Source organism: Pseudobdellovibrionaceae bacterium (assembly GCA_020635075.1).
In the GTDB taxonomy this organism is placed as follows: Bacteria; Bdellovibrionota; Bdellovibrionia; order Bdellovibrionales; family UBA1609; genus JADZEO01.
On record JACKAM010000003.1, the window covers coordinates 385354 to 398491 of the forward strand.

Annotated in this window: 12 protein-coding genes and 2 tRNA genes; 8 read left to right on the forward strand and 6 right to left on the reverse strand. The window is 49.1% G+C overall.

Annotated features, from left to right (window positions below; genetic code table 11):
- Positions 1–74: 74 nt before the first annotated feature.
- The 6 genes from H6624_16325 to H6624_16350 all read left to right on the forward strand — a co-directional run bounded on the left by H6624_16325 (position 75) and on the right by H6624_16350 (position 4849).
- A complete protein-coding gene (locus H6624_16325) occupies positions 75–1253 on the forward strand; it encodes an alanine--glyoxylate aminotransferase family protein (protein MCB9085915.1) in 1179 nt (392 codons plus the stop codon).
- Between the two features lie 11 nt (positions 1254–1264).
- Positions 1265–2236 carry a phosphoglycerate dehydrogenase gene (locus H6624_16330; GenBank protein ID MCB9085916.1) on the forward strand — a complete coding sequence of 324 codons (972 nt, stop codon included), beginning with the start codon at positions 1265–1267 and terminating at the stop codon, positions 2234–2236.
- Positions 2237–2377: 141 nt separating this feature from the next.
- Positions 2378–3673 carry an adenylosuccinate synthase gene (locus H6624_16335; protein ID MCB9085917.1) on the forward strand — a complete coding sequence of 432 codons (1296 nt, stop codon included), beginning with the start codon at positions 2378–2380 and terminating at the stop codon, positions 3671–3673.
- Positions 3674–3901: 228 nt separating this feature from the next.
- A tRNA-Lys gene (locus H6624_16340) sits at positions 3902–3977 on the forward strand.
- A 38-nt stretch (positions 3978–4015) separates the two neighbouring features.
- Positions 4016–4091: transfer RNA gene (locus H6624_16345), tRNA-Glu, on the forward strand.
- Positions 4092–4354: 263 nt separating this feature from the next.
- The gene (locus H6624_16350) at positions 4355–4849 is read left to right on the forward strand and encodes a hypothetical protein (GenBank protein ID MCB9085918.1); all 495 of its coding nucleotides are present in this window, start codon (positions 4355–4357) and stop codon (positions 4847–4849) included.
- Between the two features lie 45 nt (positions 4850–4894).
- On the opposite strand, the gene H6624_16355 is transcribed toward H6624_16350, so the two are convergent.
- The 4 genes from H6624_16355 to H6624_16370 all read right to left on the reverse strand — a co-directional run bounded on the left by H6624_16355 (position 4895) and on the right by H6624_16370 (position 9752).
- A complete protein-coding gene (locus tag H6624_16355) occupies positions 4895–6214 on the reverse strand; it encodes a DUF1501 domain-containing protein (GenBank protein ID MCB9085919.1) in 1320 nt (439 codons plus the stop codon).
- A gap of 67 nt (positions 6215–6281) precedes the next feature.
- A complete protein-coding gene (locus tag H6624_16360; protein ID MCB9085920.1) occupies positions 6282–6818 on the reverse strand; it encodes a hypothetical protein in 537 nt (178 codons plus the stop codon).
- A 58-nt stretch (positions 6819–6876) separates the two neighbouring features.
- Complete coding sequence (locus tag H6624_16365) at positions 6877–8763, reverse strand: hypothetical protein (GenBank protein ID MCB9085921.1); 1887 nt, start codon at positions 8761–8763, stop codon at positions 6877–6879.
- 119 nt (positions 8764–8882) lie between these two features.
- A complete protein-coding gene (locus H6624_16370) occupies positions 8883–9752 on the reverse strand; it encodes a class I SAM-dependent methyltransferase (protein ID MCB9085922.1) in 870 nt (289 codons plus the stop codon).
- A 206-nt stretch (positions 9753–9958) separates the two neighbouring features.
- Between H6624_16370 and H6624_16375 the strand changes: the two genes are divergently transcribed.
- Entirely contained in the window at positions 9959–10813 is an 855-nt protein-coding gene (locus H6624_16375; GenBank protein ID MCB9085923.1) for a hypothetical protein, read from the forward strand.
- A gap of 28 nt (positions 10814–10841) precedes the next feature.
- Here the strand turns inward: H6624_16375 and H6624_16380 are convergent, their stop codons facing one another.
- On the reverse strand, positions 10842–11339 hold the full coding sequence (locus tag H6624_16380) for a hypothetical protein (protein ID MCB9085924.1): 498 nt from the start codon (positions 11337–11339) through the stop codon (positions 10842–10844).
- The gene (locus tag H6624_16385) at positions 11324–12127 is read right to left on the reverse strand and encodes a hypothetical protein (GenBank protein ID MCB9085925.1); all 804 of its coding nucleotides are present in this window, start codon (positions 12125–12127) and stop codon (positions 11324–11326) included. The genes H6624_16380 and H6624_16385 overlap by 16 nt, the downstream gene beginning before the upstream one ends.
- 142 nt (positions 12128–12269) lie before the next feature.
- On the opposite strand from H6624_16385, the gene H6624_16390 reads away from it, so the two are divergent.
- Positions 12270–13109, forward strand: a complete 840-nt coding sequence (locus tag H6624_16390; GenBank protein MCB9085926.1) for a DUF4423 domain-containing protein — start codon at positions 12270–12272, stop codon at positions 13107–13109.
- The last annotated feature ends 29 nt before the right edge of the window (positions 13110–13138 follow it).

Consider the following 13138-nt stretch of genomic DNA (forward strand, 5'->3'; position numbering starts at 1 on the left):
AGAATCAAATGCCTATTGCGAACAGCGGTCGAATGCGTTATTTCTGAGCAAATTTTCACAAGGATTCCAATCAGATGGCCAACCACCCTGAACATCCCTACCGGCTCTTTGCCCCCGGCCCAGTTCCCCTTTCAGAAGGCGTCCGGCAAGCATTGTCCGAAACCATGATTCACCACCGCAGTGAGGCTTTTCGGATAATTTTACGTGAGTCCTTGGATCTTCTTCAGCACGTGTTTCAAACTCGTCAGCCGGTCATGATGTTGAGTGCCGCCGGCAGCGGAGCCATGGAGGCGGCGCTGGTGAACATCCTTTCTCCAGCCGATGAAGCCCTGTTCGTGGTGTCGGGAAAGTTTGGCGAGCGATGGTGGAAGATGGGGCAGGCTTATGGCGTCAAGTGCTATGTACTCGAAGTCCCATGGGGTGAAGCGGTTTCACTCAGCCAGCTTGAGGGAGAACTCAAAAAACACCCTCGGGTAAAGGCGGTCTTTTGTCAGGCCTGCGAGACCAGCACGGCTGTGGCCCATCCCATCCAGGAGATGGCCGGCACCATTCGGCAATATGCTCACGACTGCCTGTTTGTGATTGATGCCATGACTGCTATGGGAGCTATGCCCTTGCCTATGGACGAATGGGATTTGGACGTGGTTGTGTCGGGATCGCAAAAGGCCTTTATGCTGCCAGCCGGCCTCTCCTTTATTGCGCTTTCTGAGCGCGCGTGGAAGGCCGCCAATAAATGCACAACACCAAAGTTTTATTTTGATTTGGCCGCTGAATTGGAAGCCAATAGCAAAAATGAAACCCGCTTTAGCTCAGCCGTGAGCCTGATCCGTGGCCTTCATTCCGCCCTCAAAGAAAATTTTGCCGAGGATGAAAGAATCAAAAAGATTCGGCGCTGTGAAACTCTAGCCCACGCCACCCGGGAAATCTGCACCAAGTGCTACGGCATGGAAGTTTACGCCAAAGCCCCATCCTCATCCGTCACGGCCATTAATATTCCTGCGGCCATTCAAGACAAGGGACTCAACAAGGTTTTGCTCAACAAGTACAACTTGTTTATTGGTGGCGGCCAAGATCACCTAAAGGGAAAGATCTTCCGTATTGGGCACTTGGGTCACATCACGGACGGGGACCAATTGTTTCTTGCTCAGGCCCTGGGTTTGGCCCTTCAGGAGTGCGGATGGAAGAAGGCGACTGACGCCAATATTACGGCAGCAGTTGATCTCACCCGTCGACTTCTTCAGGAAACGAGATAGGGGTCTTAACGATGGCAAAGGTTTTAGTCGCCGACACATTTACTGGCAATGCCTTGGCAGCCTTACGAGCTGCATTTCCAGGCCAGGTAGAAGTAACTTCGACCTTTAGTCCCTTGGCGGAGCAGTTGGCGGAAACTGAGTATCTCTTGATCCGCAGCCGAACAAAAATCACACCTGAGTTGATTGCCCAGGCCCCTCGTCTGCGCCTCATAGTGACAGCCACAAGCGGCTTTGACCATATTGATCTGTCGGCATGTGAGACTCGTGACATCCGAGTGTTGTTTACGCCTGAGGCCAATGTCACCAGCGTAGTGGAGTTAACGTTTGGTCTCATACTGACTCTATTTCGTCGACTGAACGAAATGAAACCCGCAATCAAATCCGCCAAGTGGAAGGACGATCTCAGTTGGGGCGAAGAACTTTGTGGTCAGCACCTCGGGATCGTTGGGCTCGGACGCATTGGTTCCCGGGTCGCGCAAGTGGCTAAGGCTTTTGGTATGGAGGTAGCTGCTCTTGATCCATACGTTAGCGATGAGACATTCTCCAGACTGGGGGTTGAGCGCATGGGCCTGATGGAGATCCTGACCTCCTCTGACGTTCTCACCCTTCATGTGCCCTACACCAAAGAAACCCACTACCTCATCAACCACCAAACCCTTCCCCACATGAATCCCGACGCCATCCTGGTCAACACCTCGCGGGGGCCTGTGGTCGCCGAAACAGAGTTGGTCGAAGCCTTGGAGTTAAAGCAACTGCGTGGAGCCTGCCTGGATGTGTTTGAGAGAGAACCCGTCGTTCATACTTCAAAAATGCTCAATATGGCCAATGTGGTTATGAGTTGCCATGTCGGTGCCTACACGGAGCAGGCATTCCAGCGAGCCTCGGCTGTGGCTGTAAAAAAGGTGATTGATTTTCACTCCACAGGTGAATTTTCAGACTCCTTACCACCCCCCTTTCCCTGGTATCAGCCACTACCCCGTTGACTTCCCTCCCCACCCTTTTTGCGCGACGCATTTATAGCCGTATTGACCCACCTCCCGGTCTTTATGATTGATAAATGGACCTAGCCCGGTATGATCCTGCGTTGGCCTGAAACGACCTGGAATTGGCGATAAGGAGACAAGATGGCAGGCATCATAGTTGTGGGTTCTCAGTGGGGTGACGAGGGTAAAGGCAAAGTTGTGGACGTTTTTTCCGCTGAAGCGGATTTTGTCGTGCGCTACCAAGGTGGAGCCAATGCTGGCCACACCCTCATTGTTGACGGACAAAAGACAGTTCTTCACCTCGTTCCCTCTGGAGTTCTACACACTAAAACCAAATGCATCATTGCCTCAGGTGTGGTGCTTGATGTTGCCACCTTGTGGGAAGAAATCTGCGCTTTGAAGGCAAACGGTCTCTTGCAGGATTCAAGTCAACTGATGATCTCGGACTCGGCCACTGTCCTCATGACCTACCACCGACAGCTGGACGCCGCTCGCGAGGTCGCCGCAGGCCATGAAAAAATTGGTACCACTGGTAAAGGGATTGGCCCAGCCTATGAGGATCGCGCCGGCCGTAAGGCCTTGTTGTTTGGGGACCTTTTTCAGCCGGACACACTGAAGGCCAAACTGGAAACCGCACTCAAGGAAAAGAATTTTCTGCTTGAGAAGTTCTACGGTGTCGCCCCCATAAACTTGGACGATTTGATTGCTGAGATCAGCCAACTGGCCAAGGAATTGGAGCCCTATCGTTGTCGGGACACCTCCTTGGTTATTCACAAGGCTCTTAAGTCCGGCAAGAAGGTCTTATTCGAGGGCGCACAGGGAACCTTGTTGGATCTGCATCATGGGACCTACCCCTTTGTGACTAGCTCCTCAACCCTGGCCGGATCGGCCTGCGTGGGCTCGGGCATTGGCCCCGGCCTGGTCAGTAAAGTCGTAGGGATTACCAAAGGTTACACCACTCGCGTGGGTAGCGGTCCCTTCCCAACCGAGTGTGATGACGAAGTGGGCGAACGGATGAGGGAAAAGGGCCGGGAGTTTGGCGCCACCACGGGCCGCAAGCGCCGCTGTGGATGGCTCGATCTCGTTGCCCTTCGCTATGCCATCCGCATCAACGGGATCACCAATATTGCCTTAATGAAGATCGACGTACTGAGCGGCTTTGACAAAATCCAAGTCTGCACGGCCTATGAGCTGGATGGGGAGAAAATCACTGAATTCCCAGTGACTCCAGGTGATTTGGCTCGCTGTAATCCCATCTATGAGGAACTTTCCGGGTGGAAAGAAGAAATCACGGCTGTTAAGTTTATGCGTGATCTGCCCCGCAACGCTCAAGCCTACGTGGACTTCATTACGAATGAGCTGGCAACCCCAATCGATGTCGTCTCAATAGGCCCGGGACGAGACCAGACTCTTTGGATTAAGCCCCTGTTTCAATGACAGGGGTCAGCCAAATTGACCGATCAATCCAATATGGAAAATCTGCTCAGGCAAAGTCCCTTCCTGGTGGGGCTTCGCTGAAGATTTGAGCAATTTTCGCTGCTTACGGCCCTGGACAGGGGAAAATCTTAAAAAAGCGTGTTGACATGAAGGCCTAAAACCCTGAAATATGTGGACCCTCAGGCACTTGAGTAAGTAAGTGTAACTGTTCGAAAAGAACTGTTATGTGATCCGCTAGCTCAGTCGGTAGAGCATCTCACTTTTAATGAGAGGGTCGATGGTTCGAGTCCATCGCGGGTCACCACTTTTGACACTGATTTCGCATGAGCAGCCAATTCTAGGGTTCCCTTCGTCTAGAGGCCTAGGACATGTCCCTTTCACGGACAAGACACGGGTTCGACTCCCGTAGGGAACGCCAAATAAAAACACCACCGCAAGGTGGTTTTTTTATTTGGCGTTCCCGGAGGGAGGAGAACCCGTAGGGTGAGACTCCCAGCAAACTGAGAGCGCCAAAGGCGCTTAGGCTCAGTTTGCCAATCGACGAGGGCTCAATGCCCGAGGAGATTTCACGTACTTGTTGCGCTGAGCTTCAAAAAGACGCCAGCAATTTTCTCCAGACGCTTGCCTCGAGCACAGACCAATTGCAATGATCAACCTGGACTCAAATTCCTAGGGGGTATTGTGAAAGTTCTCATCCTTTTTGCCGTTGTTCTTTCTGCTGGCTCTGTCTTTGCCAAAACATTGGAAACCCGATGCATAAAAAACGACTGCTTCAGGTTTGGCTGGATGACGACTGAGCCCAGCACCGACTACCAGCTCACCTGCACTTGTACCGATGGTGACTGCATGAATGTTGGCTGGGAGAGCGCAGACAATCGCAATTCCACTTTTTCAGTTGAGTGTAAAGTGGGCGGTTGTTTTACGAAGGGCTGGAAGTCCGTCCAAAACGACAATGGAATGGTGCTGATCGATATCGTCACCTGCAAAAGTGATAGCTGCCTGACCCATGGCTGGGATATCGCAGCCTCCTATGGCCCGGGCGGCGAAGTGATTTGCAAAAACAGTGACTGTCACCAATTCGGTGGCATCAGTTTTTGGCGAGGCAAGATCTCTGAAACCTTTTGCATTAACTCCAATTGCTACAGGTCCGGCTGGGTGGCTGAGATTGACGAGTAATTAGGGGACCTAAGACTTTCAAGCCTGAGAGTTGGTACTCCAGTCTTAACTGAGCACTGATTTTAAAATCGGTGCAATGGCCTTACGGTCGTCGGGAAGTGCCCAATATCGTTTTTTATCGACATCCAGCAGATGGTAGATGGTATTAAGAATGGAGGCCATGGTGATGTAGTCACCACTCTTATAGACCTCTAGAGGTCGGTCAATCACTCTTTGGGCAGTAAAGTCGTAAGGCTTTCCCATGACCTTCACCTTATCGGGGTCCCTGCCAAGATGGGCTGGAGATAACACCTCACTCCCCGAATGATAGTCAGTTTCGCCAACGATCTGACCCCCTTTAATCCCGCGACCGGCTAGCAAGATCATGTTGTTAAAGGTATTGTGATTTGTCCCAGATGAGTCGACCCGCGCTCCACTGACCTTCATGCTCCGGCCAAATTCAGATCCAAAAGAAACCGTGGTCACGTCCAACATGCTTTTTCTATTGTCAAAGGCCGTTCTCTTCAAGTAACTCAGAATCTCATCGATCTCTGCGACCAGCTTCTTGTATTGTGCGGGCTGACCCTTTGCTAGCACATCTGAGTGGGAGTCAAGATCAAACCTGTCTCTGCCATAAATGATGATTGCTCCCTGGCAGACTCCAGCCTGAAAATAGCTCTTAACCACACCCAGTCCTCTCTGCCTAATGTCAATATTGTCGGCAGCCAAGTTCACTTTTTTCATGGCTCTTACCAAGCTCTCCTGCCCGTCAAGAGCCGCCAACAGATCCCGCTGTCCCCTTTGGAATTCACTGGCCTCCCCAGCGTTGGCAGCATATTGATTTCTTAGATATTGGGCGCTGGGGCCATCCAGACTCTCAGGCACCAAGCCGACCGCATCGTGCAACACTCCAATCTCCGAGGGGTCGACATTCAACCCCTTATTCCCAAGGCTGGCAACTCCCACCGGTTTTCCGATTTGCACATAATCCAAGGGATAACCTTGAACCCTTTTACCAAGACCCTCCAAGAAGCATCCAGAGCTCAAGGGCTTACCAGAGAAGTAGTATCTGAGATTGTGAGGATGACCATCAAAATTTGGCAAAGTGTTAACTCCCTTGATGATGGTCAAATCACGGCGAAATTTTTTTAACGGGCGAACCAAGGGTGAGGCCAGGGTCCGCCGACCACCAGCCGCCTCCCAGACAAACGGCTCTTCATTCACATAGTTCTGAATCAAATTTTCCTGAGTCATTTTGAGTGATCGGGCGTCAAATAAGTAAGATGAATCCCAGCCACCCTCAAAGAAAACTTGCAGAAAAAAGTGAGACTTAAACTCCTTGTTTTTTCCATAGGCCTGCCCGGGCCAGGAAAAGATCGGAAACACCCATGCGCCGCCTAGAAGCCCCAAATGCTTTACAAATCTTCGCCGAGATTCATCGTGTCCCACAGTATTATCGCCTCAATAGAAAGTGTGAATTCATTAAAACAGTGAATGTCATATCTTCAACAATTTGAATCGATGGTCGTCCATCTTTTCTTATGGAACTAATGTGGGCCGCCCACCTTGCAAATTCCTCATCACCAGCTGCCGAGTCCATAAAAAAGTCCCAGTAAGATCTTAATTTTTCATTTAACTGATTGCCCCCAATCGCATCGCGACAAAACGTCTGAACTAAAGCGGCAAACTCGACACGAAAATCACTAGAACTGGAGCCGTCCGTCTTTTTTAGGCAGGTAGAGGAAACCTTGTTGGCTATCTTTCTCGCAGCCAGATGGTAAACCAAAAACGACTGAGGACTTGGTTTACCATTTCGGTAGGAGTTCTGAACGCCAAATCCCTGATATCCCCCGAACAGATACTCAAGCTTCCCAATGAGCAGCGCAACTGTAAACTGCGGCCCATCGGGATTCCAAATTCGACTCTGAATCCGGTTTGCGTAGGCCTCGTAGCCAATGAATTCTCCTGACGGAGTGGCTGCCCTGGCCACCGGGCCACCGGGCCACAGACCATCGGTATGATAAACACTAAACTCAGCGCTAAAAAAACTAATGCGCGGCCTTGGCTAGAGAATTTTGCACCCACACAAACACCTTTTCCCTATCGTAAGAGGACAAATACTCTTCCCGATGCATCAACTGATAATTTGGTCTCAGAGTGAACATCTCCTTTTCAAACCTCTTCATTGAATCATAGTGACTGAGTTGATTTCCCGCTTGGTCAAGATGAGGGAACCCAAATCCATCTCCTATTTTGATCCATTTGGTAATATCCAACTTTTGCTGACTCTTTGTTGAAGAGTGACATTGCGCACAGTTCTGCTCAAGAATCTCGGCGACTTCGCAAGGAGGGCGATCTCCCCTCATTTCTCCAGAGGCCAAATCATAGCATGTGTTGGAATCGAGTTGACCTTGCCGAAACGTATTGGACTTCAAAAGAGCCTTTACTGTGCTCCTGAAGGCCTCGGATGAATTTGTTTTCGCCTGTTGATCAAACCTCACTCTTAGGTCAGTCAGGTACCCTTGATCAAACTGCTGTTCTGAACCAACAAAGTACTTGGCCATCTTTTTAACTAGGCAATTACGAACCTCAGGAGATTGCTTCATGATCCTAAAAAGATCTTCGAGGCTTTCGCCTTTGTCGTTTATTTTGGGGTATAGATGCGAGCGAGCGACTCCAACATTCAGAGAACCGTCGCTCCTCGTCCATATTGCTTCCTGATTTCTCAGGGGCTTTCTCGCTCGGTCGTCAAATACGATCACATTTTCATAGTACTCTTCCTTATTAGACTTAAATGGAGTCACATGCTTGGTGCTATAGGGAGCCTTCACACCAAATTTGCCGTAGTAGCGAAAAAAACCCGAAATCGGATTCAGCTTGTAATGACAATTCATACACTTTTGCAGGAAACCGTGCCTATTGTCTTTGTCCCAATCCTTGATGGTGACTTCAACCGGGACTAGATCATCACAGTAATAGGTTGAGAGAAAATAGGCGCTACGACCCCAGCTCATGTTAGTAACTGAAACCGGAAGATTCCTCCACATCGGGGCTGTAAGCGGCCCCTTAGCGTCCCTGAATTTTCCGAAATCGAAGGCTTTGAGATCCAAGAGTGTCCTAACCTGGTAGCTATCCTCATCGAGGGCGTCCAGCTGATCATAGATCAGTTCAGCCTTATACCTGTACATCTTGGCAATTCCCAGAATGTGCTCCGCCTTGTGGTTTTGATAACAGGTATCAAAGCCAAACAATGGAAGAGCATGTGATAAGTAAGATGGGATGCCTAACGTTAGAACCTGAAGATCCTTGAGGTGAATCAGCTCCTGGCAGACTTTCACTTTATCAATATCATCGCCCTTCTCTTTGATCTCCGCGATGATGCCGTCAAGTTGCGCAACTAAATTTGCCTTCACTCTCCTTCTATAATCCTTAACTTCCTCGGGAGGTACTTTCTCCGTGGAACCATCCTTGGTCGGTCTTTCCGCTATCTTTTTCATCGGCCCCACATAATAGGGGACGTCGTAGTCGAATAGGGCGAGATAGTCGCCATTTTTCATGAGATTGCGAACTGACTGTATAGCCTGTGAGGAATAATAAATATGGGGGGAATACGTTACAGTACGTTCCTTACCCTTACCTCTGTATTGACTGACGACTGGGTCTGATTTCAGGCCGAGAAAGTACAGATTAAAATCCAGGACTGTCTCTACGAAGCGCGGATCCTTCATCAAATACTCAATGATCTGGTCTTCTGACTTCTGACTCAGCTTTTCCAGCTCATCACCCGGGCGGATCTCTTCACCTCCCAAGAGGGTCCGATATACCTTCTCCACCCAGGCCGTTCGACTCAGTCTATTGTCACTCCCGTAGGCAGAAACAGAAACAAGCGAAAAGATGGCCATCCAACCCAGACAGGCCCTTATGCCAATTGCCAAGTGAACTCCCTACCCCCGGACTCTAGACTTCATGAAATCCTAAGGTAAACCGGGGCCATTGGGTACCTTTCAGAGCAAACCTTTTTGTCTCTAGGCTTTAGTTCAGGCTGGAGCCGCTCTCATGATGTTCTTAAAAATGTCAGCTCCAAGTATTTCATGCCAATCTGGGCATAGGCTCCAGGTTGTTGCTGCCAGTGGGCAAGCTGACGAAACAATTCAAATTGATTGACGTTCACGGCAAACTTGCGACTAACAATTTCGCTCGCAAACATGAACATTTTAGACATCCGCTTGATTTCCTCCTCGCTGATCGCTGTCACCGGCATCTCATAGGAGGATCGCAGTCGATAGCCCAACTCACCGCAATAGCTCTCAATCTCACAAATGGCATTGCGGCTACCTCGCTCGCCCTTTTGCTTACTCTGAAGAGCCTTGTACATCTTCGACAGTTCCAAGACAGGGTGCGAGAAGCACTTCATGGAATCCATAGTGTCGATAACAACGACGCTTCCCCCGGGATTGAGTATCCTCTTTAGTTTATCTAGGAGCTTTCTGTTGTCTTTAATGTGTTGAACGACAAGTCGAAGAATCACGACATCATAGGATCCCTTAGAGTAACTAAAGATGTCGTCACAGATAAACTCGACATTTTCTGCTTCTGAAAATCTCTGCGCAGCAAACTCAATATAATCCGAAGAGAGATCCACTCCAGTGTATTGTTTATCAGGGAAATAGGCGAGCAAGGTGCGAATGAGATCACCGGGCCCACAGCCAAAATCTAAGACTTTCTTTGCAGACTTGAAGGCCTGAGAGTTGAAAAAGAACTTGAGATCCTCGTTTTTGGTGACTTCTGCTTGAATTCCAAGCAGTTCGTCCCAAATGCGGGTGGTCCTCTGAGATTCAAAGTGGGCTTGAATTCCCGAGTAGAGAGAAAATGGTGGGTGAATGACTGTTTTCTTGGCTAAGGGGTGATTAGAAATTGGACTCATTTGAAACCTCCGATTTGGGCACAGGAGGTTCAAATGGTCAGTGGACTTCAAATTTCTGTAGAGAAATTTGAAAAAGATCGGTTTTATCAATTTATTTCAACTATTTACAGGCCGATCACGGTTCCCTCACTGAAGCTTCAACTATTTCTAGGGCAGAAAAAAAGTGTCACAGTGACAAGATTGGGCCCATTCACTAAGCTCTCCACATGAGTCATTCTCCACAACCTAACTATCTGCAGATTGATTCCGAACTTTCGCCAAGTCAGTTGATGACTATGCTTGCGGCCTTCAGCAACGAAGCCATTTGGACGAGAAACCTTCAAGTACAGGATGCCATCTCCTTTCCCCATGAAATCAATGTCTTCAACCACTCCAAGCTGTCCCAATCCAAAGGCCAGTTTCTCGATGTTTCTTGGGGATTTGGTAAACCCATAGTTTCTCACCACAGTGATTTCCCGGGCTATGAAGGAGAAGAGGTGGGTCTCTCTCTTAGCTATTTGTTTCAGGGAAAAACTAAGGCCAAACAGTACCTACGCGACATCGCGTCAGTTGTGGGCAATAAAAAATTTAATCTCATTCGCCTTAATCTTGTCGCCCAACACGTCCGCCATCACGGTGTTCTCCTGGAGGGATTGCTGGATCACCTGGAAGACCGAGGAAGGATCTTAGTCATCGATGCCCGTGATGAAATGCTGGAATTCAACCCCAGCGTCCCCCACCTGCGAGACATGTACCAACGATTGGCCGAGCTACAAAAGAGGTCCGGAGGCTTGCGCAACGGAGCCGAGAGAATTCAAAAGAGAGCTTCCGTATTTGGCTACAAATTGTTGGACTCTCAAGCCTTGAGAATTCAAACCAAGAACCCAGAAGAGCTGACCAACTTCTTTCGTATGTTTTGCCTTCATGCTGAAATTGTCACCCGCCCCTTTGCTGGAAAGTTTGACCGCCAACAGATCTATAAGGATGTCTTTCGCTGGTATCAGGCACCAGGTGCCTGGGCCAGCTTTGGCCTGCAGTTTGTACTCATTGAAAAGCGAATTCAACGAAGACGGCGCCAGTAGGGACAGCCTTTTGTATTTTCAGACACCCTCACTCTTTTCCGCAGGCATGGAGTTTGAGCGCGCAGCTGTCATAGGCCAGGATGCGGGCCAGTTGGCTCATTTCGCAGTTGGATTTCTGGGGACCATAGCTTCCGCCAGCGAGTACTTGCATAAGTGCTTCCACCTGATCAGGTGGGGTTCCCAGAGACTCTAGGAGCTCCCGCACTGAGTCCGGATCGGACGTGCGCATTTGATCGATACGACTGTTGACCTCGCCCTGAATCTGTCCACAACGACGTTTAATACATAGGGCGACGAGACGACCATGGGCTAAGTCTTTGCTCTTTCCCCAGGCCGTGGGCTCAGCTCCAGTTCCGGTAATATCATGAGTGCAGAAGTGAACCCCGTCCCTTTGGCTAAGGGCTTCCACACTGGCATTTAAAGCCAAGAGCACCCACTGGTTGACGGCTTCATCACTGGGAGGTCCTGCCTGAACTGGAAAGGACAAACCAAATAGAATAAAAACAAAAATCAATTGGCGAACCATTTTGGCTCCTGACAATGTTTTTCAAAAAAGGCTTGCTCGGGTCCGTGAAATTGTTCAAGCAGATGGGCTTTTGGAGACATCAAGAATAATAGGTAACTTCCCCAACGAATGGATGGACGGCAAAATAAATAAATGGCCGTGGCCTTTTGTAAGTTCATCTCAGTGAAATAATCTTCCTTTTCCACCCCGAATCCGATTTGCACATGACGAAGTGTCTCATGGAGAACCAGGGCCACCTGGCTGATGAGATCCAAAGACAAAAAGTCTTGTTCAACAATGTGAACCTGAAATTTATGCGGCTTACCCCTGTAGTAGGCAACCAACTTGGGATCCAACTCCTCAACCCGCAAAGTGTCCGGAATATAGTATTTGTCGTAGCCTTCCGTAACTTCTCTAGGAAGCTCGTTGGTGTAGTACCATTCTACACTGGAGAAAGCAGCCTGGGCCTGGATGCTCCCCACACTGAACTCCGTCTGAGTCCACTCATTCAAAACAAGGTTCGCGAGATTGTAAGGATCACCGCCATAGTCAGGAAGAAAGGACTTATAACGAAGTCCTCTCTGATTGAACATGAGAAGGTCCAAGAACAGACGTCGCCCGTTCCAGCGAACACTGGTTCCGCCTCCCCCCCCACTCCAACCGCCTTGAAGCTGCTGCAACTTTGCTGTGGTGAGCTGAGATGGAACATCGTCCACGACCTTGATCGTCCGAGACCCCGCCCAAGCTGGGCTGGTTAGCCCCAGGGCAAGTCCCGTTGCCCATGCTAGGTTTTTGATTTGAACCAACACTTGAATTCTCCAAGATTCTTTGTACCTTATTGCTCATTGCGTCAATATGGGCAATTAAATATTAATTAAATCACACTTTTTTCTTAATTTTTGATTATAATTTCCGATAAAGACACGAATAATTAAATAGATAGCCATACTATTGGAAAAGCCATATTTCGCCTACAAAGACTATCGCGAAGCCCTCAAGGCTCGCCAACAGTTTCTCAAGCGCAGCCTGGGAAAGACCTACAACCTCAATGCGCTCTCTGCCGGCATCCAGGTTCAAGGTCCTTATCTCTCAAAAGTCTTTCGCGGCGATGCAGACCTCAATGAGGACCAACTCTATCTGGCTCTGCGTTTTCTCAATTTTCAAAACCTTGAATCTGAGTATCTTCGGACTCTCCACGCCTATCAGCGCTCCCATTTGAAAGAACGAAAGCAGGAGCTCAAGCTACAATTAGAAAAGATCCGCCAAAAGGCCCTAAGGGCCGAAGACCAGTTGAGAACCCCAATTTCAGAAGTCGATACCAAAGAGCCAAATGCTCTGTTGCAGTACTTTCTCGACCCTTTTGCCCAACTCACCCACATGTACTTCACTATTCCCAGGTTCCAAATTCAGCCGGACCAGGTTCGTCAGGCCCTTGCCATTAGCGAGGACAAGTGGAATGGCCTGATCACATTTCTTCTGGAAGCCCGACTCATTGAACTTAAAGACAAAATGATTATCTCCAAATCGGAACATCTGGTTCTAAAAAAGGATTCATTAATTTGGGAAGTTTACCACGAATTGGCAAAATCCAATGCCCAACAGAGAATTCGCCGCCTCAAACCAAGTGAAAAGAACTCCCTGACCTACGTCTTCACTTGCTCCAATAAATCAATCGAAAAGATTCGTCTCGCCCTGGTTGATTTTCTCAAATTGTCCGAATCTATCGTCATCGAGGACGACGGCCAGGAGAATATCCACCAGCTCTCGGTCGACCTTTTCCCTTGGAGCTAAGAAAATTGGGCAGGAGCCTTCCCAATCTA